The 23,234-nt window shown below is 33.5% G+C and carries 22 protein-coding genes and 1 tRNA gene; 11 read left to right on the plus strand and 12 right to left on the minus strand.

Going from position 1 to position 23,234, the window contains the following annotated elements; genetic code table 11:
• Window positions 1-29 precede the first annotated feature (29 nt).
• Both ACXAFS_RS02950 and ACXAFS_RS02955 read right to left on the minus strand, forming a co-directional pair.
• On the minus strand, window positions 30-659 hold the full coding sequence (locus ACXAFS_RS02950) for a 50S ribosomal protein L25/general stress protein Ctc (protein ID WP_475305196.1): 630 nt from the start codon (window positions 657-659) through the stop codon (window positions 30-32).
• A gap of 177 nt (window positions 660-836) precedes the next feature.
• Window positions 837-1,778 (minus strand): ribose-phosphate pyrophosphokinase, encoded by a 942-nt coding sequence (locus ACXAFS_RS02955; RefSeq protein ID WP_475305197.1) that lies wholly within the window; start codon window positions 1,776-1,778, stop codon window positions 837-839.
• A gap of 143 nt (window positions 1,779-1,921) precedes the next feature.
• Between ACXAFS_RS02955 and ACXAFS_RS02960 the strand changes: the two genes are divergently transcribed.
• The 5 genes from ACXAFS_RS02960 to ACXAFS_RS02980 all read left to right on the plus strand — a co-directional run bounded on the left by ACXAFS_RS02960 (window position 1,922) and on the right by ACXAFS_RS02980 (window position 6,372).
• A tRNA-Leu gene (locus ACXAFS_RS02960) sits at window positions 1,922-2,003 on the plus strand.
• 116 nt (window positions 2,004-2,119) lie between these two features.
• A complete protein-coding gene (locus tag ACXAFS_RS02965) occupies window positions 2,120-3,508 on the plus strand; it encodes a tetratricopeptide repeat protein (protein ID WP_475305198.1) in 1,389 nt (462 codons plus the stop codon).
• A gap of 110 nt (window positions 3,509-3,618) precedes the next feature.
• Window positions 3,619-4,227, plus strand: a complete 609-nt coding sequence (locus tag ACXAFS_RS02970; protein WP_475305200.1) for a HupE/UreJ family protein — start codon at window positions 3,619-3,621, stop codon at window positions 4,225-4,227.
• Window positions 4,228-4,312: 85 nt separating this feature from the next.
• A complete protein-coding gene (locus tag ACXAFS_RS02975) occupies window positions 4,313-4,741 on the plus strand; it encodes a deoxycytidylate deaminase (protein WP_475305201.1) in 429 nt (142 codons plus the stop codon).
• 23 nt (window positions 4,742-4,764) lie between these two features.
• A complete protein-coding gene (locus tag ACXAFS_RS02980; protein WP_475305202.1) occupies window positions 4,765-6,372 on the plus strand; it encodes a S41 family peptidase in 1,608 nt (535 codons plus the stop codon).
• Here the strand turns inward: ACXAFS_RS02980 and ACXAFS_RS02985 are convergent.
• The 3 genes from ACXAFS_RS02985 to ACXAFS_RS02995 are packed head-to-tail and all read right to left on the minus strand — an operon-like array spanning window position 6,362 to window position 7,766.
• On the minus strand, window positions 6,362-6,973 hold the full coding sequence (locus tag ACXAFS_RS02985; protein WP_475305204.1) for an FAD-dependent oxidoreductase: 612 nt from the start codon (window positions 6,971-6,973) through the stop codon (window positions 6,362-6,364). The genes ACXAFS_RS02980 and ACXAFS_RS02985 overlap by 11 nt on opposite strands.
• Window positions 6,970-7,173, minus strand: coding sequence for a hypothetical protein (locus ACXAFS_RS02990; protein ID WP_475305205.1), 204 nt, complete (start codon window positions 7,171-7,173; stop codon window positions 6,970-6,972). The genes ACXAFS_RS02985 and ACXAFS_RS02990 overlap by 4 nt, the downstream gene beginning before the upstream one ends.
• A gap of 11 nt (window positions 7,174-7,184) precedes the next feature.
• Entirely contained in the window at window positions 7,185-7,766 is a 582-nt protein-coding gene (locus ACXAFS_RS02995; RefSeq protein ID WP_475305206.1) for a MarC family protein, read from the minus strand.
• Between the two features lie 90 nt (window positions 7,767-7,856).
• Here ACXAFS_RS02995 and ACXAFS_RS03000 point away from each other — a divergent pair, with 90 nt between their 5' ends.
• Window positions 7,857-8,426, plus strand: a complete 570-nt coding sequence (locus tag ACXAFS_RS03000) for a DUF3109 family protein (RefSeq protein WP_475305207.1) — start codon at window positions 7,857-7,859, stop codon at window positions 8,424-8,426.
• Between the two features lie 3 nt (window positions 8,427-8,429).
• Here the strand turns inward: ACXAFS_RS03000 and ACXAFS_RS03005 are convergent, their stop codons facing one another.
• Window positions 8,430-9,149 carry a DUF6503 family protein gene (locus ACXAFS_RS03005; protein WP_475305208.1) on the minus strand — a complete coding sequence of 240 codons (720 nt, stop codon included), beginning with the start codon at window positions 9,147-9,149 and terminating at the stop codon, window positions 8,430-8,432.
• A gap of 112 nt (window positions 9,150-9,261) precedes the next feature.
• Here ACXAFS_RS03005 and ACXAFS_RS03010 point away from each other — a divergent pair, with 112 nt between their 5' ends.
• Window positions 9,262-9,765 (plus strand): RDD family protein, encoded by a 504-nt coding sequence (locus ACXAFS_RS03010; RefSeq protein ID WP_475305210.1) that lies wholly within the window; start codon window positions 9,262-9,264, stop codon window positions 9,763-9,765.
• A gap of 94 nt (window positions 9,766-9,859) precedes the next feature.
• Here ACXAFS_RS03010 and ACXAFS_RS03015 read toward each other — a convergent pair whose 3' ends face one another.
• Complete coding sequence (locus ACXAFS_RS03015; RefSeq protein WP_475305211.1) at window positions 9,860-10,711, minus strand: OmpA/MotB family protein; 852 nt, start codon at window positions 10,709-10,711, stop codon at window positions 9,860-9,862.
• A 146-nt stretch (window positions 10,712-10,857) separates the two neighbouring features.
• Window positions 10,858-13,143 (minus strand): inorganic phosphate transporter, encoded by a 2,286-nt coding sequence (locus ACXAFS_RS03020; protein WP_475305212.1) that lies wholly within the window; start codon window positions 13,141-13,143, stop codon window positions 10,858-10,860.
• A 287-nt stretch (window positions 13,144-13,430) separates the two neighbouring features.
• Here ACXAFS_RS03020 and ACXAFS_RS03025 point away from each other — a divergent pair, with 287 nt between their 5' ends.
• Window positions 13,431-13,787 carry a toxin-antitoxin system YwqK family antitoxin gene (locus ACXAFS_RS03025; protein WP_475305214.1) on the plus strand — a complete coding sequence of 119 codons (357 nt, stop codon included), beginning with the start codon at window positions 13,431-13,433 and terminating at the stop codon, window positions 13,785-13,787.
• 82 nt (window positions 13,788-13,869) lie between these two features.
• On the opposite strand, the gene ACXAFS_RS03030 is transcribed toward ACXAFS_RS03025, so the two are convergent.
• Window positions 13,870-16,713 carry a TonB-dependent receptor gene (locus tag ACXAFS_RS03030; RefSeq protein ID WP_475305215.1) on the minus strand — a complete coding sequence of 948 codons (2,844 nt, stop codon included), beginning with the start codon at window positions 16,711-16,713 and terminating at the stop codon, window positions 13,870-13,872.
• Between the two features lie 67 nt (window positions 16,714-16,780).
• Entirely contained in the window at window positions 16,781-18,058 is a 1,278-nt protein-coding gene (locus ACXAFS_RS03035) for a hypothetical protein (protein WP_475305216.1), read from the minus strand.
• A gap of 249 nt (window positions 18,059-18,307) precedes the next feature.
• Between ACXAFS_RS03035 and ACXAFS_RS03040 the strand changes: the two genes are divergently transcribed.
• Window positions 18,308-19,648, plus strand: coding sequence for a deoxyguanosinetriphosphate triphosphohydrolase (locus ACXAFS_RS03040; protein WP_475305218.1), 1,341 nt, complete (start codon window positions 18,308-18,310; stop codon window positions 19,646-19,648).
• A gap of 84 nt (window positions 19,649-19,732) precedes the next feature.
• Entirely contained in the window at window positions 19,733-19,903 is a 171-nt protein-coding gene (locus ACXAFS_RS03045; RefSeq protein ID WP_475305219.1) for a hypothetical protein, read from the plus strand.
• On the opposite strand, the gene ACXAFS_RS03050 is transcribed toward ACXAFS_RS03045, so the two are convergent.
• Window positions 19,877-21,649, minus strand: a complete 1,773-nt coding sequence (locus tag ACXAFS_RS03050; protein ID WP_475305220.1) for a 1-deoxy-D-xylulose-5-phosphate synthase — start codon at window positions 21,647-21,649, stop codon at window positions 19,877-19,879. The genes ACXAFS_RS03045 and ACXAFS_RS03050 overlap by 27 nt on opposite strands.
• Before the next feature lie 21 nt (window positions 21,650-21,670).
• On the minus strand, window positions 21,671-22,693 hold the full coding sequence (locus tag ACXAFS_RS03055) for an energy transducer TonB (protein WP_475305222.1): 1,023 nt from the start codon (window positions 22,691-22,693) through the stop codon (window positions 21,671-21,673).
• A gap of 80 nt (window positions 22,694-22,773) precedes the next feature.
• Here ACXAFS_RS03055 and ACXAFS_RS03060 point away from each other — a divergent pair, with 80 nt between their 5' ends.
• On the plus strand, window positions 22,774-23,223 hold the full coding sequence (locus ACXAFS_RS03060) for a nucleoside deaminase (protein WP_475305223.1): 450 nt from the start codon (window positions 22,774-22,776) through the stop codon (window positions 23,221-23,223).
• Window positions 23,224-23,234: the final 11 nt, after the last annotated feature.

The following is a 23,234-nucleotide window of genomic DNA, read 5'->3' on the forward strand; positions in this document are numbered from 1 at the left end:
CTTTTTTAAATATCTGAAAAGTTTTTAAACTATTCTTGAGCTTCTGCTGCTGGTGCTTCTGCTGTAGTTTCAGCATCATCATCTTCTTCTTCCTCGTCTTCAACTGACATAGACGCTCTAGAACGTCTTACTTGACATACTACAGTATTGTCTGGGTGTAAGAATTTATAATCTTCGTTTTCTAACTCAGTAATGTAAAGCTTACTTCCAATTTTTAAAGGAGTAATATCTACCTCAATAAAATCTGGTAATTTAGAAGGTATAGCTTTAACTCTAAGTTTACGGTATGGTCTTCTAAGAACACCACCATTTAATACACCTTTAGAAGTTCCTACAACTTGTACAGGAATTTCCATAGTAATTTCTTTGTTTTCGAAGATTTGATAGAAATCTATGTGAAGAATTCTATCTGTTACTGGGTGAAATTGAATGTCTTGCATAATAGCATTTAATTCTTCACCGTTATCTAAGGCAATCACAACTGTATGCGCATTTGGTGTGTATACAAGTTTAGAGAATGCCAACTCTGGTGCAGAGAAATGAATAGGCTTGTCTCCTCCGTATAATACGCAAGGAATCTGACCAGCATTACGTAAGGCTTTTGTTGACGATTTGCCTACGCTTTCTCTTTGAGATCCATTAATTGTAATTGATTTCATTTTAAAAGTTTAATTATTAAATATTTAAATTCCTCATTTTGAGGGCTGCAAATTTAAACATATAATAGAGAAATACTAGCCTTTTGTGCTATTTTTTGAGGTAGAAGAACACTAATTTCGGTAATTTCTTTATTTATTCGGGTTTAAATAGCCAAAAACCGAGAATTATTAAAAGTTCTACATTACAAATTTACTACTAATTGATTGGTTGTGGTGTACATTGTACATCACTTCTGCAAACAAATTAGCACAACTTAATACTCTTAATTTTTTACTCTCTTGTTTTAGAGGTATAGAATTGGTAACGATTAATTCTTCGAGTTTTGAGTTTTCTAATCGATCGTAAGCGCTACCAGATAAAATAGGATGCGTACAAATAGCTCTAACACTTTTTGCACCGCGTTCCATCATTAAGTCTGCGGCTTTGGTAAGTGTACCAGCTGTGTCAACCATATCATCAACCAAAACAACATTTTTGCCAGTAACATCTCCAATAAGTTCCATGTGCGATATTACATTGGCCTTAGCACGTTGCTTATAACATATTACCACATCACTTTTTAAAGCTTTTGAGTAGGCGTAAGCACGTTTTGAACCTCCCATATCTGGTGAAGCAATTGTTAGATTGTCCAGATTTAAACTTTTTAAGTATGGTAAAAATATTGTTGAAGCGAATAAATGATCAACAGGTTTTTCAAAGAATCCTTGTATTTGGTCTGCATGCAAATCCATAGTAATGATACGAGTTGCACCAGCAGCTTCTAGCATTTTTGCTACCAATTTTGCCGCTATTGGCACTCTTGGTTTATCCTTTCTGTCTTGTCTAGCCCAACCAAAATAAGGCATAACAGCAGTAATATGTCTTGCTGAAGCGCGTTTGGCAGCATCAATCATCAATAACATCTCCATTAAATTTTCTGGTCCAGGATGTGTAGAACCAATAATGAAAATACGTGTACCTCTGATTGATTCCTCGTAAGATGGTTGAAATTCACCATCGCTATAGGTAGAGGTAATAACGTTACCTAATTTAACTCCGTACGCAGCTGCAATTTCTTCAGCTAAATCTTTGCTTTGTGAGCATGTAAAAATCTTGGCTTCTGTGGTATTATTAGGCATTTGAGAAAGTAATTATAAGACGTTGTTAGTTGGATTATTTAATGCGTTCAAAGTTAGAAAAATTATTCACTCACTAAAAGCATAAAACCCACTATTTTTAGTTGGTTGCAGAAAAATATTTTATATTTTTGCTGTCCTGTTTTGCTCAAGTGGCGGAATTGGTAGACGCGCTGGATTCAAAATCCAGTTTCTTCGGAAGTGTGGGTTCGATTCCCACCTTGAGTACAGATAATTTTAAAAGGCAAGCATAATATTATGCTTGCCTTTTTTGCTTTAGGTTGATTTGGTACATTTTTTGTGGCTTGTTTAATTGAATAACTAACTATAAATCAACCACTATTATGAAACTACGATCCATTGTTTTCTCGGTGGTTTTGCTATTAAGTTTCGGTATTGATGCTCAAACTGAATTAGAATGCAAAACCAAACTTTCAATTTTTCACGAAGCTGTTAAAGCCAAAAAATATGATGCTGCATACGAACCATGGTTATATGTAAAGAATAATTGCCCAAATTTAAATCTCGCAATATATTCAGATGGAGAAAAGATATTAAAACATAAAATTGAAAATTCTAAAGGCGAGATTCAATTGAGTTTTGTAAATGATATGTTAGACTTATGGTTACTTCGTAAAGAGCATTTTAAGAATGATACTCCTCAAGGTGAATATGAAGCAAAAGCTTGCCAGTTACAATACGATCACAAAGAAGAGTTAGGGAAAACCACCTTAAAACTTTTTGAGTGTTTTGATGCTGCTTTTAATGCAGATAAAGAAACCTTTACGCATCCCAAAGGTTTATATACCTATTTTTCTTTGATGGTAGAATTATTCGATTCAGGAAAAAAATCTTCCGCAGAGCTGTTTGATAACTATGATGATGTTAGCGAAAAAATAGAAGTTGAAATTCAGAATTATTCTGAAAAATTAAATGCATTGGTTGAGAAAATAGATAATGGCGGAAGGCTCTCTAGTAGCGAAGAAAATAAGAAAAAGGCATACGAAAGTTATCTTAAAAACTATACGCTTATTCAGAAAAACATGAATGTTATTGTAGATAAAAGAGCTACCTGTAAGAACTTAATCCCACTTTACACTAAGGATTTTGAAATACATCAAAACGATTCTATTTGGCTAAAACGTTCTGTTAGCAGAATGTATCATAAAGACTGTACAGATGATGATCTTTATGAAACGTTGGTAAAGCAATACGATAAGGTAGCGCCATCTGCAGATGCTAAAGTATATATAGCAACACTCTTATTTAAAAAAGGAAAAGATAAAGAGGCTCTTCAATATTTAGAAAAGGCAGGTAAGGGAGAAACTAGACCTTATAAAAAAGCCAATATTATGTTTAGAATAGGTACTATTCTTAAAGAAAAAGGGCAATATTCTAAAGCACGAAACTTTTTATACGAAGCACTTCAGCTTAATCCATCAAATGGAAAGCCTCATTTGTACATTGCAAGTATGTATGCAGATAGTGCGAAAGACAAAAGTTGTGGTAAAGATAATTTTCATCAAAGAGCTATATATTGGTTAGCAGCTGAAGAGGCGAAGAAGGCCTCGCGAGTGGATCCTACCTTAGAAAGTTCGGTAAAAGCATATGTAGATAATTATTTGGCCAAAGCACCAACTAAAGAAGAAATATTTCTTAGTGGGTTGGCTGGTAAAACTTTGAAAATTGGATGTTGGATCAACCGATCTGTTAAAGTGCCAACTATCGATTAATAAGAAAAGATTTCCTAAGATTTAGTATTAAAAGCCTAAAGATTAACTTTAGGCTTTTTTATCAATATTAATCGTAACTTTGGCTATCCCAAATTAATTAAATTTAAGCTATGTTAGAAAATTTTTGGTTCAATGTACAGTATGGCATTAACCACGTCTTAGATATCAATGGCTACGACCATGTTCTTTTTTTAATGGTACTTGCAGTGCCTTATGTTTTTAAAGATTGGAAACGTGTTTTACTACTTGTTTCTATGTTTACCTTAGGACATACCTTATCATTAGTGTTAGCTGCTTATGGTGTTGTTTCAGTAGATGGCGGGTTAGTTGAGTTCTTAATACCTATCACCATTTTAATTGCGGCAGTTTATAACGTCTTTACGGCAGGTAAAAAAGATAAAGGTAAAAAAATAGGCTTGTTGTTTTTTGCTACATTATTTTTTGGTTTAATTCACGGTTTAGGCTTTGCCAGAGAGTTCAAAATGTTTGCTGGTCAGTCTCAAAACAAAATAGAACTTCTTATAGAATTTGCCTTAGGTATTGAAATTGCCCAGGTTATTATTGTGTTTGTAGTTTTATTCCTTGGATTTCTTTTCCAGACGATATTTAGATTTTCACGTCGTGATTGGATTATGGTACTTTCAGCAATCGTTATTGGTTTAGTAATTCCTATGATTATAGAAAGCGAGTTGCTAAGTAAGTTGTTTGGAAAACACTAAAGTTTTGTAAAACTTTAACGACAGCGTAATTGTTTATACAATTCTATCCTATTATATTCGTTAAATACATTGTTTAAAACACTTAATGTCAAATAAAAAACAATTACGTTACGATAAAGCTTATTTGCGTATTGCTCAAGAATGGGGGAAACTTTCGCATTGCAAGCGTAAACAAGTTGGTGCACTCATCGTAAAAGACCGAATGATTATTTCAGATGGTTATAATGGTACACCAACAGGTTTTGAGAATTATTGTGAAGATGATGAAGGCTATACAAAATGGTATGTGCTTCATGCAGAGGCTAATGCTATTTTAAAGGTAGCCTCGTCAACACAATCTTGTAAAGGAGCAACCTTATATATAACATTATCTCCATGTAAGGAGTGTAGTAAGTTAATACACCAAGCAGGTATTGTAAGGGTAGTCTATTCTCAATCTTATAAAGATGATTCTGGTATAGAATTTTTGAAAAAGGCAGGAATAGAGTTAGAGTTAATAGAAGATTTAAGCTAAGATTTCCAATTGGAAAAAATAGTATGGCAACAAAAAATAAATACATACCACTTATTATTGGTGTAGCTATTGCTGCAGGTGTTGTCATTGGCGGAAAGTTAAACTTCACGGATACGTCTGATAACCTTTTTACAACAAATAGTAAAAAGGACAAACTCAATCGCCTAATAGATTACATAGATTACGAATATGTAGATGAGGTAAATACCGACAGTATTGTAGACGTTACTGTTAATGGAATTTTAGATAATTTAGATCCGCATTCAACATATATACCAAAAGAAGATTTAGAGCGCATCACTGAAAACATGAAAGGTGATTTTGTTGGTATTGGTATCAACTACTATCCATACAAGGATACAATAGCAGTAATAAAACCAACAGAAGATGGACCGAGTGAAAGCGCAGGAATAATGAGTGGTGATCGTATTCTTCTAGCCGATGGAGATACCATTTACGGTAGAAATATCACTAACGACTACATTTCAAAAAAATTAAAAGGAGATAAGAATACTAAAGTGAAGCTCACTGTGTATCGAAAAAGTGAGGATGAAATTTTAGAATTCGAGATTAAACGCAAATCTATTCCAATTAAAAGTGTAGATGCTGCATATATGTTAACCGATGAGTTGGGTTATATAAAGATGAATCGTTTTGCGGAAACGAGTTTTAATGAGTTTAAGACAGCTTTAGAAGATTTGCAAGATCAAGGTGCTACAAAATTGGCGCTAGATTTGAGGGATAATCCAGGAGGTTTTCTAGGTATAGCAGAACAAATTGCAGATGAGTTTTTAGAAGACGATAAGCTTATACTCTTCACCAGAGACAAAAAAGGAAGAGAAGAACGAACTTATGCCACAAGAAGAGGCGATTTTGAGGATGGTGAAATTTATATTCTTATTAATGAAAATTCAGCTTCTGCAAGTGAAGTTATTGCAGGTGCATTGCAAGACAATGATAAAGGTATTATAGTTGGGAGACGATCTTATGGTAAAGGCTTGGTGCAGCGCGAAATGGCTCTAGGAGATGGTAGTGCTGTGCGTTTAACCGTTTCTAGATATTATACTCCAACAGGTCGTTCTATTCAGAGGCCATATACTAATGGAGACAATAACTCTTATTATAATGATTATTATAAACGTCTTCGTACAGGTGAATTAGCAGACGAAGAAAATATTGAAGTTGACGACTCATTAAAATTCACAACACCAAAGGGAAAAGTAGTATATGGAGGTGGAGGCATTATACCAGATGTTTTTGTGCCTGTAGACCGTTCTTTTGATAACGAAACGATTAACTATCTAAGACGTCGAGGTCATTTTGGATACTTTGTTTTTGAAGAACTAGATAAAGACAGAAGTGTATATCAAGATGTTACCAAATACGATTTTATAAATAATTATGAGGTGAGTGATGATATCGTTGTTCGCTTTCAGGATTACGTAAATCGTAAGGAAGGCACCAACATTACCTTTGTTGCCTATAATGATGAAATAAGACGTCTTATAAAGGCAACCTTAGCACGTCAATTGTTTGATGATAATTCTTTTGAAGAAGTACTTAATAAAGAAGACATCATGGTGCAAGAAGTAATTCTTCTCAGTAACGAATACCCAAGTTTTAAACAATAACTTTATCGTGTACCTTGGTGTGTTTACCATCATTCCAAAGTGTAAGAATATCTGTAGCTACATGAGCACCACTGCCAGAGGCAATAGCAAACTGACTTCGCCATCCAGCTAATGTACCAGCCACATATAAGTTGTTTTCTATTAAATGATCTGTGTTTTTTAGCCAGATTCTATCTTTTTCTATAGCAGCTCTTGGATGCGGTTCAATATAATTTTCTAAACCTCTTATTGTGAATAGATTAGTATAACCAACAGCAATAACCACTATTTTAGAGAGGTATTCGCCTTTATTGGTAGTAACTTTAAAATCTTCAAAACTCTGATCTATTTGTGTTACTTTCTCACTATCTATTTGGATAACGTGTGGATATAAATCTGCAAGCTGTTGAATGCCGTCATTTAAAATACCTTCTCCTAAAGTTCCAGGTTTTAGACCAAGAACGTTATTAAATAATGCAGTTTGGAGATGTGAATTTTTTTGATGTGCTATTATACCAATCTTTTTGTCTTTTGCAAAAGGCTTTTCTTTTGCAGAGCCTAAGACTAAAGCACAAGATAAACCAGCTGCACCAGCACCAATGATTAGTACATCAAAACTCATTTTCTTTTTTTGCTTAAAGCTTCAATTTTCTTAGAAATTCTAAGGATTTGTAATAATATAATAGCGCAAAGCGCGGCAAAAATTGTAATAATAGCTGTTTGGCTTTCGCCTGTTAGTAATGCATCAAAATTCAGTTTTGTTGCATTAAAAATTATAAGTGCTAATGCAATAATGGTTAGTATCCAGATAAAAATCTTCATCTTAAAAGTGTTTAGGCTAATAGCATTTTAATATTATGAGCAAATAATTTTACCGCTATTGCTAACAAAATTACACCAAAAACTTTTCTAATTATGTTAATTCCATTTTTACCTATTAGCTTTTCGATTTTAGCTGATGTTTTAAGAACTACATAGATTACAATGACATTGCAGATTACAGCAACGATGATATTTTCAATTTCAAATTCTGCACGAAGTGATAATAAGGTTGTTAAGCTTCCTGGTCCTGCAATAAGAGGAAATGCCAATGGAAAAACAGAAGCCGTCATTGCACTACTTTCGTCATCTTTATAAAGCGTTATACCCAATATCATTTCTAATGCAATAAAGAAAATGACAAAGGCACCAGCTACAGCAAATGAATTAACATCTATACCGATAAGATTCAATAGACTTTTACCTACAAATAGAAAAACAATCATAATTACACCAGCAATTAATGATGCTTTTTCACTCTGTATATGACCTACTTTTTTGCGCAAATCGATGATGATAGGAATGTTTCCTACTATATCTATTACAGCAAATAAAACCATAAAAGCAGTAAATATTTGTTTAAACTCTAACTGCATAGCTTTCGTTTTTAAAATTTGGCGCAAAGGTCTTATTTTATTGTGGATTAACAATATTAAATAACGGTAAAGTTTATTTATTTTTGTTTCATGTTTCAGCTAGGAAAAACAATAGTTTCAGAAGATATTATAGAAAAGGATTTTGTGTGCAATCTCTCGGCATGCAAGGGTGCTTGTTGTGTAGATGGAGATGCTGGTGCTCCTTTAGATGAAGAAGAAACAAAGATTTTAGATGATATCTACCCAAAAGTAAGACCTTTTTTACGCAAAGAAGGTGTTGAAGTTCTTGATGCACAAGGTGCGTGGGTAAAAACGTCTTATGGAGAATTAGAAACTCCACTTATTAATGGCGCAGAATGTGCTTATGTTATTTTTGATGATAAAAACACTGCTTTATGTGGTATAGAGGAAGCCTATAACCAAGGTGAAATATCTTGGAAAAAACCTGTGTCTTGCCATCTTTATCCAATTAGAGTAAAGGACTATTCTGAATTTTCTGCAGTGAATTACGAAAAATGGGAGATTTGTGATGACGCTTGTACACTTGGCAAAGAATTGCAAGTGCCAATTTACAAGTTTGTAAAAGAAGCCTTGATTAGAAAATTTGGCGAAGATTGGTACGCTGAGTTAGAAAAAGTAGCGGATAAAAATTTTAAATAGTTTTTACTTTTCTATTAAAGTATCTGTGCCTAAATATTTATCGTCTTTATTATAATACCAACCTCGTACTTTAGGCATTTTAATACCATTTACCAACATTTCTTCAGAGAGTAAAATATATTCGCCAGAATCTGGTTTTACCTTGCCATGGTCATCGGTTTTATAAAACTGATAAACTTCCAAGGCATAAGTTTCAGGGTTAAAATAAAAATACCAAACATCACTACCAACAGCTTCGTCATAGGTAACTTTTAATACTAAATAGTCTTTGCCTTTAAAGCTTTTCTTTTCAACTGTTTTGTTAAGATTTGTACCAGGATCTTTCAACTTCATTGGCAAGCCATACAAATAAGTGTAATAGTTTTTATAAAGCTCAGCTTTTTCGCAAGACATATTGTTTGCGTTGGCAGAGATACTATCCATGTCTTTTCCGTTTAATCCCAAATAGCACTTTCCTTTAGAAATGGTGTAAATTGTTGTGGTTGTATCTCTTGTTGCTTTTACGCTAAAGTGTTCCTTTGGTAAATCTATGCGTATTGTACTAGTACGTATAGAAGCTTTTGGTGTTGTCATTTCTACGGTAAACTGAGCTTTTAAGGTTGACCAATTACCTTCAGGATCATGGTATTGGATACTTTTTTCTAAAATTTGATTAGCCTCAAGGTTTTGGGCAAAAGATGTAAGTGAGGATATAAAAGCAAGGATAAAAAATAGAAATCTCATAACAAAAGTTGTTTATGGGTAAATTACAAAATATATCAATTAAAAACATAAGATTGATTCTTGGGATTAATTGAAGAAGTTTATATTTGGTCTATAACTAAACCATCAAACTATGTATCAAAACAGAACCCATGTGTCTTCCGAGCTTTTAGCTACTAAAGGTATGCGCTTTGCAAATTTTATTATAGACTATATCGCTATAATCATTTTATCCTTTGTGGTTGGTGTAATTATAGGCGTTATTTCAGAATTAGTTGGCAGCTATGCCTTCTTAGATTTACTAGATAATAATGTAATTTTAGAATATACATTTGGCTTATTATTATGGTTAATGTATTACATTCCATTTGAAGTTTTTACTAAAGGTAGAACAATAGGCAAATTTATTACAAAAACAAAAGTTGTTACGCATGACGGATTAGAACCAAATTTTGAGTCTGTTTTAGTGAGAACATTATGTAGATTTATTCCGTTTGAGCAATTTTCTTTTTTAGGAGAGGATGGTAAAGGCTGGCATGATTCTATTTCTAAAACTTACGTAGTAGATGTTCGTGAATTTGATAGTAAAAAAGAAACAGAACTTGGACTTGAACAATTAGGGAAATTACCAGAATAATTTTCACCTATCCTAGGTTATAAAAGCAAAAGCACTCAATGCCGAACTATACGGGAGAGTGCTTTTTTTCACCTCTATAAAAATAATGGATTAATTAATTTGCTTCCATTAAAGCAAAGAACTTATCGATATTAGGCATTAGAATAATACGTGTTCTACGATTTTTAGATCGGTTTTCTCTAGTATTATTATCTACTAAAGGTTGGTAGCTACTACGACCAGACGCTATTAATTTTGCTGGGTCTACATTGTACTTGTGCTGTAGTTTTCTTACCACAGAAGTTGCTCTTAATACACTTAAATCCCAGTTGTCTTGTATTTTTTCTGTGTTAATACCTCTAGAATCTGTATGGCCCTCAACCATTACATCTATACTTTCTTCAGAATTAATAACATCTGCCAGTTTTTGTAAAATGTTGTTTGCTTTACTGCTTATTCTATAACTTCCAGAATTAAATAACATCTTGTCTGAAATTGAAATCATAACAACAGTTTCGTTAATGTTTACAGCAATGTCTTCATCTTCATTTAAGTCTGAACTGTTCATCGTTTTTTCAAGATTGTACTGAATGGCTAAATTCATAGAATCTTTTAAAGTTTTTGCTTCAGCTAATTTTGTAGGATCCACGTTTTCTAATGTGGCAAGCATTTTTCGCTTACTTTCATTAGACATAACTGTACCATCTTTGTTAACATCGAGTTTAATGTCGTTTTCAATCTTAAGACCTTCTACATCACTACTTAACGAATTTATTTTTTCATTGTATCGGTCTACTCGTTCTTGAATTTTAGCGAATTTATTCTCTAAATCCTCTTTTTCTACTTGGGTTTTGGTTAGTTGACTCTTAATCTCACCATTTTCTTGTTCTAAAGCCATGTATTTCTTTTTGGAAACACAAGAACTTAACAAGATTGTTGCTACTAAAAGCATTGAAATTTTTTTCATGATTTTATTTTAAATTAGTTTATGTAGTACATCTAGATATACGACCAAATACATTTTTTGGATGTTTAAATGCACAAAATTTTCAGAATTAGTCATAAAAAAAGCCTCAGAGAATCTAAGGCTTCTTAAATTTTATAAAGTCTAATTTACTCTTCTTGGTCTGCACTTAACTTTGCAGGCTCAACTGAGCTATCATGAGAATGGTAGTATTCTTCAAGCAAGTTCATCATAGCAGTTAAAAGATCTTTAGTCTCTAATAATAAACTAAAGTAAAGTGTGGTGTTTTTAGGACTTGACTCTTCGTTTCTTGTACGCTCTACTTGTTTTTGTATTTTGTCCTTAACCAAGTCAAACACTTCGTTTTTATCTTCTAAGACAGCACCAATTTGTTCAAAAGATCTAGACTCAAATGCAGATTGCGTTGTTGCAAATAATGTTTCGAGTTTACTGTCTAAATCTTTAAGCTCTTTAACCTGACTAAACTTTAACTTTTTATGGTTATTATTAATGTGTTTATGGCTTGCTTTGGAAATATAATCTAAGGATTGAGTCATATCCTGCAAATGCCCAAGTATATTAATGTAAAAATTACTAGCAGCTACGCTTGGTTCGTCTAGATTTCTAATAAAGTAGAAGATATTATCCTTTAGATCATCAATTTCTGTTGAAAGTTTATCTATTTGTCTTCTGTTTTTCTTTAAAAGTTTTAAATCCTGAACAGCAAGACCGTTTATAGCAGATGTGTATATTCTGTTTCCGCGTTTTACAACATTAGCAATGTTAGAAGCACTCTCATGTATAACACCTTGTGTAGAGCTGCTTTCAGCTTTTTCTAGCTGATCTTCTTCGCGCATTATTTTAGAGCTTTTGCGATGAGCTAAATAACTTCTTACTAATAAAACGATTGCTAATACTAATAATCCTGCTAAGGCATAACCACCTCCATGATACAAAATAAAAGCCATTATAGCTGCAGCTACAAACGCACTAAAAGCAGTAAAGAACCAACCACCAATAACATTAAGCACACCTGCAACTCTATATACGGCACTTTCGCTTCCCCAAGCTCTGTCAGCTAATGAGGTTCCCATGGCTACCATAAAGGTAACATAGGTTGTAGAAAGCGGTAATTTCATAGAAGTAGCAATAGAAATAAGTACAGATGCTACCATTAAATTTACAGCAGCTCTAACCAAATCAAATGCAGGTTTATCTTGTTCTTTTACTACAACTCTAGGTTTTATAAATTGTTTTTCAGACCACTTTTGGTAAGAAGCAGGAAGAATTTTATTTATGCTGTCATTAAGACCGATACTAAGCCTTACAATGTTTCTAGATAAGTAATTTGGTTCAAAACGTTCTTTAACTTCATCTTGTCTAGATAAATCAACTGAAGTTTTTACTACAGCTTTAGCTTTGCTAGAAAACCATAAGGTTAGCACCATAATAAGACCAGCAATAAGTAAAAGGTACGAATTTGTTGGTACTTTGCCTGCAAGACCTTCCATGCTAAATTCTGAAGGCAAAACACCTGTTGTTTGAAAAGCTTCATACCATTTTTGAAAAGAATCGTAACCTGCAATAGGCACACCTATAAAGTTAACCAAATCATTTCCTGCAAAGGCAACAGCTAATGCAAAGGTTCCTACTATGATAATAATAGTATAAATTTTGGCATTAAATAGCTTTATAGCCAGAATTGACATTATGGTAAATACTAAGAAACTCATACCTATAAAAGTAAAAGGATTGGTGCTTAAGAACTCTTGAGCCGAAGGAGGCATAAAAGATGCATTTTTTAAACCTTTTACGATGATGAAATACATGATAGAGGTTACTGCAAAACCACTAAAAATAGCACTGTACCAATCTGGTTTTTCTTCAAATTTGAATGATAATAATAATCGCGATACATATTGAATGATGGCACCTACCGTAAAAGCAACAACAACAGACAATAGTATGCCAAGAATAATTTCAATAGCTTTTTCGTTATTTATATAGTTGCCTAAATCTATTATAGATTGAGAATTATCAGCGTAAATCTTAATAAGTGCAACAGCGACCGAAGCACCTAATAATTCAAATACAATAGAAACCGTAGTTGAGGTTGGCAGGCCTAGTGTATTAAAGAAGTCTAATAGGAGAATATCTGTAAGCATCACAGCCATAAAAATGACCATGATTTCGTTAAACATAAATTCCCCAGGATTAAAAATGCCTTTTCTCGCTACCTCCATCATACCACTTGATGTAAGTGCACCAACAGCAACGCCAACACTTGCTACAATCATTATGGTTTTAAAAGAAACGGCTTTAGAGCCAATAGCAGAATTTAAAAAATTTACAGCATCATTACTTACACCAACAACTAAGTCTGCAACAGCTAAGAATGCTAATGCAGCTAGCATATAGATATAAAGGTTTTCCATTTAAAAGAGTAACTATAATTGTACGCAAATTTCTTCTTTTAATTTCAACGTTATGTTACCAAAATGTTATGATATGAGTTGATGTTTAAAAAAATAAAGAATTGGTATCACAGTAAATACGGGAGCTTAATTCAATGTTATCTAATGTTAATTATTTTAAATGTCATAAAATATTGAAAAACAGAACATTATACACTTAATGTTAATTTAATGTTATGTAAAAGTTGTTTAAATGTAAAATTAATGTTATGTTTGTGATGTAATTATTAATTAAAGCCCAAATGAATATGAGAAATTTAGTAATCGTTCTTATGATGTTAAGTGTAGCATTTTCTTATGCACAAGACAGTAAAGAGCCAAAGTTAGAAAAGAAAGGCGACTTAACTTACGTTACGTATTATCATGATAATGGAGAAATAAGTCAAACAGGTACGTTTAATGCTGATGGCAAAGTTCATGGTGAATGGAGAAGTTATGATGCAGAAGGTAATAAAGTAGCATTAGGAAATTATGAAGATGGTAAGAAAGTTGGAAAATGGTTTTTCTGGCAAGGAGAATCTTTAAAAGAAGTTGATTTTATTGATTCTAAAATTGTGAGTGTTAACCAATGGGATAACAAAACAAAAGTTGCCATTAACAATTAATATTGTCGGTATGTTATAAAAAAAGGCGCTCTAAATCTAGAGCGCCTTTTTTATTTAATATAACTTAATGTTAGTGCAAGAACTAGAACTTAAACGTGTACCCTAACGATATTTCAGTTCCTGGTTCTCTCAATGAAAAAATTTGATTACTTGTACCAAAAGATTCGTATTCACTTAATCTTTCGTCATTAAGTATGTTAGTTACTTTAATGTCTATTGAAGATCTTTTATTTTCTCCAAATGATTTGTTTAAAGTAAAGTTTAAACTATTAAAAGGTTGTGTATACACATCTGGGACTTCTCTAATACCCACAACTTCTAAAGTTTCACCTTGTACGTTGTAAAACAATCCTGTTTGTAGACCAATATCGCTATTGTCGTAATTTAAACCAACATTTACTAAGTAAGGTGCTTGCCCTTGCATGTCTCTCTTTCTGTCAATTGACTCGCCATCTCTAGCTGAGGCAACTCTGCCATCAAATTCGTCATCAGACATGGTTAATTCAGATTTAATTATAGAGAAATTTGCTGTTACTTTTAGGTTGTTTAAACCTTCTGAAATAAAGCCTAAACGTTGTCTTGCTTCAAACTCTGCACCATAAACAACGGCATCACCTAAGTTACCAACAGTAAGCTGAGTTGGAGCAGATACGAAGAATGTTTGCTCAATTACGTCTGTAAAGTCTTTGTAAAAACCACTAACTGCAAACATTTGACCTTGCTCACCAAAGTATTCATATCGTATGTCAAAGTTATTGATATATGTTGGTACTAAGTTCAAATCACCTATAAATAACCTACTTGTAATTGGGTCAAATATCTGTGCTACAGAAGCTTCTTTAAAAGAAGGTCTGGCTGTAGTACGAGAGTAAGAGGCTCTTAAATTAGACTTATCATTAACTGCATAGATAAAGTTTGCAGAAGGAAAAAGGTCGAATTCATCTAAAATTAATTCTCTGTTAAATACGTTGTCGGCATCTTCACCAGTATAGAATGAGTTGAAGAATTCTGTTCTCAGACCAACTACAGATTTTAATTTTTCAGTGATATTAAATTCAGTAGAAAAATATGTGGCTCCAATTTGTTGCTCACCTTCGTAAGCATCTCTTGGATTAAAGTTATCTGTAAAGACAACAAAAGTACCTGCATCAGTTTCTGGTGTCCAGATGTTTTCTGTAGCTAAAAGGTTATCTGCATCACCATTGGCTATAAAAGATTGGTCTCCTCTGATGTTAAAGGTAAAATCATCAATACTAAAATCTCTGAATTTATATGTAAAAGCACCACCAAATTTAATTTTGGCAGGTCGACCAAACATTTCTACAGTTTTGTCAAAGTCCGCTTTACCAGCCCATGATTCTTCCAGTAAATGTCTCCACAACTGAATAGGTAAGGTAGATGCAGAAGGACTTAAGAAAGAATTACCATTATCAGCTTGCTGAAAAGGTGTTATTCTATGGTTTTTGTCCATTACCTTAGAAAAAGTAGGCGATAATTTCCATTCTAAGTTAAATGGCTTATCATCTGTCATACTATTTAACCTATGTTTACCAGTAAGAAGTAAGTTAGTGATAGAACGCTCTGTATAGGTAATTGAGTTTTTGGTTAGAGGCTCTAATCCTCCACCAGTTCCATCTTGAGAGATTACTTGATTAAAGAAACCTGCAGTTGACTCACCATTTTGAACATGAAGTAAATTTACTTTAAACTTAGATTTATCTGTTTTATAAGCTAAACCTAACATACCATTTAAAATCACGTTATTAATACCTTCAGAACCTCTAGAGTCTAAGGCAGCAATTAAGTCATTATCTGCAGTATCTTGTGGATTTTTTATGTAAGCACCATCAAATCTATTCTTATAAAAAGTCGTTTCATTTTTATAAGAGAATGATGCTTGATAACCTAATTTATCATCTCCAATATCATACTGATTTCCTAAAGTAAAGCCAAAGTCATAGTTCATGCCACTAGTTTCTTGCTTGGCAGCTAATTCTTTTTCAAACTGGTCAGTAAGGGTTGTTAATGTAACAGTATTAACCCCGTTTCCTAATACACCTTCTTCAAATTGGTATCTGTTTATAGGCACGTTGCGAGTACCATCATCATAACCTAACCAATCAGTATCACTACCTTCTGAGGTTAAATATGCATCATTAAAGTGCATGTCTGGGTTATAACCTCCACCAAAGGAAACCGAATATTCAGCTTTGCTTGGGAAATCTTTAGTGACAATATCTACAATACCACCTGTAAAGTCAGCAGGATATTCTGCAGATGCAGATTTTAATACAATGACATTGTCTAAGATATTGGTTGGAAATAAATCCATTTGTATCGTGTTACGATCTGGATCTAAACCAGGAATATCGATACCATTTAAGATAGATTTTGTGTAACGATCACCAAGACCTCTAACAAATACATATTTATCACCTTGGATAGAAACACCAGGAACACTTTTTACAGCTGCAGCTACATTGCTGGCTCCAGAACTTTGTATTGCTTGTGAAGATAAACCATCTAGCACCACTGCAGACTTTTTCTGTAGGTTTAATACGGCACTTTCCGTATTTCTTTTTGTGGTTGTAGTAATAACAACTTCATCAAAAGAATTAGTTTCCATTAACACGTCTAAGGTTAATACCTCTCCGTTTTTAATGACAACATCAGAAATTTCTTTAGTAGCGTACCCTACAAAAGAAAAGACTAATGTGTAGGTACCTTCTTCTAGCTCTAGCTCATATTTTCCATCAAAATCAGTGGTAATCCCTTTAGAGGTGCCTTTAACTACAATATTAGCAAAGGCCATTGGCTCGTTGAATTCACCATCAATTACAGTTCCAGATACTATACCTTGAGAGAAAGCAGTGGAGCCAAATGATAGAAATATAATAAAAGCTAAGACTTTTAATATTTGTTTCATATAATGTTTTATTAATCCAATGCCTACCTGGTAGGCATTGGATTTATGAGTGAATGAAAAGTGTTTATTAGAATCCTAAGCCACCTTCTACATTAGAGTAGGTCCAGCTTAAGTTAGAAGTAGTAGCACCAACTGTTTGTGCACCTTCTGTTACTGCTGTTGCAGTAGATCCAAAGCCAGTTACAGTAACTGTTTCAGCTTTGTTAACAAAAATACTAGTAACGTCAGTAACACCTGTAGGTAATACTATTTCCCAAGGGCCAAACGTTAAGTCACCATTGTTATAGTTTGTTGCAACACCATCATTGTCTAACTCTACATCAGATTCTGCTTTAAATCCAAAAGCATATACATTTTCAGTATAACCTTGCGCATTACTTCTGTAGTCTGCATACTCTCCATTAGCAGTTACGGTGTTACCAATGATAGTAGCATTTTGTAAAGTAAACGCACCAGAACCTGTTCCTTCAGGACCGTCAATTTCAAACGCATGGTCAGAAATGTCACCTAATACAACAACTACGTTGTCAACAGTTCCAGAGTAAGCTTGGTCAATGTCGATAGCATCATCACCTTGTGCCCATACTAATAAGTTAGAAGCATCACAAGTACCACCAAAGAATTCGATACCATCATCTACATTTCCTACAACTTCAATGTTATCTATGATTGTTCCGTTACCAACACCACCTAATGTAAGACCGTTGATTTCGTTACCTTCACCAATTAAAGCGCCACCATGACGGATTGAGATGTATCTCATGCTACCAGAACTATCGTTAGCGTCTGTACCTCCGTAAAGACCAAATGTATCGTCTGCAGGAATACCTTCAATTTGTGCTTCTGGAATATCACCAGAGAAAGAACAAGGCGCATTACCTAAAACTATTAATCCACCCCAAAGACCTCTGTCATTTTCATCTAAGTTTGTACCAGCAGTTTGTCCACATGAGATATTATCTTGAGTCGAAGTAAAGATGATTGGCTCATCTGCAGTACCATTAGCGTTAAGTGTACCACCTCTTGCTACGATAAGCGCAGAGGCTAAAGACCCAGTACCTGAAGATCCTTTAATAATTGTTCCAGGATTGATAGTTAAAGTTGCACCTGCAGGTATAACTACCTTCTGGTTTAATTGATAAATATTATCATTTGTCCATACAGTACCATTAGCGATTTCACCAGTTACGGCAATAACAGGGCAGTCTTCATCTGACCCACCACCTGGGTTTTCGTTAATTATTGTAGTAGAAGTCTCTACTATTAAAGGAGCATCATCATCTTTAAAACAACTAGTGAATACTAGTGTAGAAGCTACTAACGTGATTAAAAGTAATTTTTTCATTGAGTTAAATTTTAATAAACAATTTTTGGTTTTTTAATGTGATGCAAAGAAAGAGTGATATTCTCTTAAAGAGGTTAATCAAAAATTAAACATTTGTAACTATAAGGTTAGTTAACTGTTAGTGAAATGTTATGTAGTTTTATGTTTTAGAAACAATTTCATAACATTAGAATTTGTGTAAATAGATAGTTGAAATACTAAATATTTATATATCAAATTATTTATCTTGCAATCTTAATATTCTTATGTATGAACTGGGAGCAATTATTGTCCTTAAAACGTTTTGGTGACGAAAATAAACGATTGAGAAAAGAACAAGACGAAACACGTGTCGGTTTTGAAGTGGATTACGATCGTATTATATTTTCTTCAGAATTTAGAAGCTTGCAAGACAAGACGCAGGTTGTGCCCTTATCTAAAACGGATTTTGTTCACACCAGATTAACTCATAGCCTAGAAGTAAGTGTTGTTGGACGTTCTTTAGGAAGACAGGTTGGTAAATTATTATTAGAAAAGCACCCACATCTAGAAAATGTACATGGTTACAAGATTAACGATTTTGGAGCTATAGTAGCAGCTGCTGCTTTAGCGCACGATATAGGTAATCCTCCATTTGGTCATTCAGGAGAAAAGGCAATAGGCGCATATTTTAAAACTGGAAATGGAGCACAGTTCAAATCTAAATTAACAGATAAAGAATATCAAGATTTATGTGATTTTGAAGGTAATGCCAACGGTTTCAAAATATTAACCGAAAGTAGAGCAGGAAGAATAGGAGGTCTACGACTAAGCTATGCCACACTTGGTGCTTTTATGAAATACCCAAAGGAGTCATTGCCTAAAAAACCAACCAAACATATAGTTGACAAAAAATATGGTTTTTTTCAAAGTGAAAAAGACATGTTTAAAGAGGTTGCTACAGATTTGGGTCTAATATCAAGAAGCGAAAAAGACGTGAGCTTCAACAGACATCCTTTAGCGTATTTGGTAGAAGCGGCTGATGATATTTGTTATACTATTATAGATTTTGAGGATGGAATAAATCTTGGGTTGATTGAAGAAGATTATGCTCTGGAGTATTTAATAAAACTTGTAAAAGGCAGAATAATAACCAAAAATTATAATGCTCTAAAAACAACCGAAGACAGAGTTAGCTATTTGCGAGCATTGGCAATTAGTACTTTAATTGATGAAGCTGCATCCATTTTTATGAAGCATGAAGCTGATATTTTAGAGGGAAAATTTGAAACAGCACTTTTAGATGTTAGTCAATATAAAGCTCAAATAAAAGATATCATTGATTTAAGTATTAAAAAGGTATACCGATCAAAAGAAGTTATAAATAAGGAAATTGCAGGTTACGAAATTTTAAATCAGCTGTTAAATGCTTATGGGAATTTAGCGCATAATGTATACAATGATAGTTTGTCTAACTACGATAAATTATTACAAAATCTTTTACCTGAAACGGTTAGCTTATCTGATGAATCTCTCTACAATAATTTACTTTCAGTATGCTTATTTATATCAAAATTGTCTGATACTAATGCCATGTTATTACATAAAAAACTGAAAGGTAATATCTTATAAAAATTTGCATTTCATCGAATAATTTTGTTTTTTAACGATATATTGTTTTAATTTATTTCATAATTAGCCCCAAAAAACCTACTTATGAGAAATAATATACTCGGAGGCTTAGTCATTTTTGTAGTAGTATTGACTTGCCTATTAATGCTAGACGACATATCTAACGTCCAAGATCAAGAAGTAAAAAAAGATACTGTGCAGATTGAGCAGGTTGAAGGAAAAACAGATTTAGCTGTTGTTGAGGATAGAGAGTAGTTGTTCTACTTTCTTTTTAATTGAAGCGGAATCCAGCTGTTGTATTTGTTGCAATTGCAATACAGAGCCATGCTCAATAAATTTATCTTCAATTCCTAAAACTTCAATATGATGTTTGTAGCTGTGTGTATTAGCAAAAGCTAAAATAGTACTCCCAAAACCACCTACGATGGTGCCATCTTCTGTGGTGACAATGGTTTTGTGTGATTTAAAAATTTGATGCAACAACGTTTCATCCAGAGGCTTTACAAATTGCATGTCATAATGCGAAACATCTAAATCTATAATAGCATCTTCAATATGTTTTGCCATAGTGCCAATAGATAATATGGCTATATCTTTTCCTTTTTTAAGGCATTCACCTTTACCTATTTCAATGGTTTTATAAGGGAGCTTCCATTCTAATAGATGGCCTCTGCCACGAGGATAGCGTATGGCAATTGGAAAATCAATTCCTAATTGAACAGAGTACATTATGTTTCGTAAAGCAATGGCATCTCTTGGTGCAAAAATTACCAAATTGGGTACACAATTAAGATAAGCCAAGTCAAAAACACCATGATGCGTTGCGCCATCTTCGCCAACTAAGCCAGCTCTGTCTAAACAAAACACTACAGGTAAATTTTGCAACGCTACATCATGTATAATCTGGTCATAAGCACGTTGCAAAAAGGTAGAGTAGATATTACAAAACGGTATTAATCCTTGTGTCGCCATACCTGCAGCAAGAGTAACAGCATGTTGTTCTGCAATACCTACATCAAAAGCACGATTAGGAAATACTTCCATCATATATTTTAATGAACTTCCTGTTGGCATAGCTGGTGTAATGCCAATAATTTTTTCGTTCTTTCTGGCCAATTCAACAATGGTTTCGCCAAAAATATCTTGATATTTTGGAGGTTCAATAGTACTTGATTTTGCAATAAGTTCACCAGTTTTTGCGTCAAATTTACCAGGTGCATGGTATTTTACTTGGTCGGCTTCTGCTTGTTTTAGCCCTTTACCTTTTGTGGTAATTACGTGCAAAAACTTTGGACCTTTTACAGCTTTTAATCGCTGTAGTTCAGAAATTAGCAACGGTAAATTATGGCCATCTATAGGACCAGAATAATTAAAATTTAAGGCTTCAAAAATATTATCTTGTTTTTGAGTGCCCTTTTTTACATTGGTTAAGTACTGTTTTAGGGCACCAACACTTGGATCTATACCAATAGCATTATCATTAAGAATAACCAATAGGTTAGCATCTGTAACTCCAGCATGGTTAAGACCTTCAAAAGCCATTCCGCTTGCAATAGAAGCATCACCAATAACCGCAATATGATGCTTGTTTTCACCTTTAAGTTGTGATGCAATAGCCATACCTAAAGCTGCAGAAATTGAAGTTGAAGAGTGTCCAACTCCAAAGGTATCATAATCACTTTCACTTCGTTTTGGAAAACCGCTAATACCATTAAGTTGTCTGTTGGTTTCAAAACGATCTTTTCTTCCGGTTAAAATTTTATGACCATAAGCTTGGTGACCAACATCCCAAATTAATAAATCTTCAGGTGTGTTAAAGGAGTAATGTAGTGCAATAGTCAATTCTATAACACCTAAACTAGCACCAAGATGCCCTTCTTTTGTAGCCACAACATTAATAATAAACTCACGTAATTCTTTAGCTACTTGAGGTAAATCCTCAGCGTTTAATTGACGTAAGTCTTTGGGTAGGTTGATATGTTTTAAAAGTGAATTTTGCACTAAGCAAAAATACGAGTTTTTCTAGTCTTCAATTACAAAAGTTATAGGCAGATTATAGACCACAGAAATTGCCTTACCTCTTTGATTTCCTGGTTTAAATTTTGGTAATAAATTTATAACGCGTTTGGCTTCTGCTTCAAAAAGAGGATGAGGTGATCTTATTTTTATATTTTCTACTTCTCCAGTTTCGTTAATTTTAAATTGTGTAAAAATTCTTTGTTTGCCTTTTAAACCAGTACTGTCTCCAATATTTTGATTAAAATTCTCCTTTACGATTTCTTGTATGCGATCTGAAAAGTAAGTTTTCTTTTCTTTGATGGTTAATTGTTTTGGTGTGTCCAAGAATTCTGGTGGTTGCTCAATACTCACAAAACCTATAATTGAATTGTCTGTGTCTGTATCCAATTCCATTTTTCCCATAATTATAGGTTCTACAATGCTGTCGTTTTTTGTTGGTAATGCACATTCTTTAGGTTTTTTGACATTTAGTGAATCTAAGCCATTACTGCTAATTGAATCAATTGCAACCTCGCCAGTTTCAACAATAACCAAACCAAGAAAATCTGGTTCTGGTGCGGTTTGAATTTTTTTAGGTGATTGTATAGCAATTGAATCATCTTTTTTTATCAACTCTTTTTGAGGCTCATCAATAATAGAATCTTTAACTTTTGTCTTAGTTTCTACAACTTCTATACTTTCAATTTTCTTTTTTTGTCCATTTTCATCTTCACAACTAAACAACGTCATTCCCATAGAAATTAAAAGTGCCAAAAGAAACAAACGATGAAAACTCTGGTTTTGATGAATGATAGCTTCAGGAATTCTTAAGTTGATACTATCCAATTGACTTTGTTTTATATGGCCACAAATGCGTTGGCCTTTATTGTTGTGCAAGTAATCCTGAATAGCATCAGGACTCATTTTTGTAAAATCCACAACGGTTTTAGTACACGATTTACAGAATCGACCTTTTTCGTTTGGTGTCATTTTAGACCAGTCTTCATGGCATGGTTTTGGGATAGAAATAGAATAGTGAGTACTCATAATTAATAGCTTTCTTTAATTTCATCAAAATTCTTGCCGTAATAGAATTTAATGATTTTTGAAATCGTATTTTTACAATAATGATAAAGCCATTTGACGATACATATTACATGAAAAAAGCGCTTCAGGAGGCTGAGGTTGCTTATGAAAAAGGCGAAATTCCTGTTGGAGCTGTTATTGTGGTTGAAGACAGGATTATAGCCAGAACACATAACCTTACAGAGTTGCTAAATGATGTAACAGCACATGCTGAAATGCAGGCGATAACTTCTGCGGCTAACTTCTTAGGTGGAAAATATTTGACTAAGTGTACGTTGTATGTAACGTTAGAGCCATGCCAAATGTGTGCTGGAGCATTATATTGGAGTCAGATTGCAAAAATAGTTTATGGAGCTTCAGACGAACAACGAGGTTTTACAGCTATGGGAACCAAATTGCACCCTAAAACCAAAGTTGTAAGTGGTGTTTTAGCAGAAGAAGCTTCAGAATTGATGAAGCGATTTTTTATTGAAAAAAGAAATTTGAATTAAAACAAAAATCT

Source organism: Winogradskyella sp. ABM4_392 (assembly GCF_056160445.1).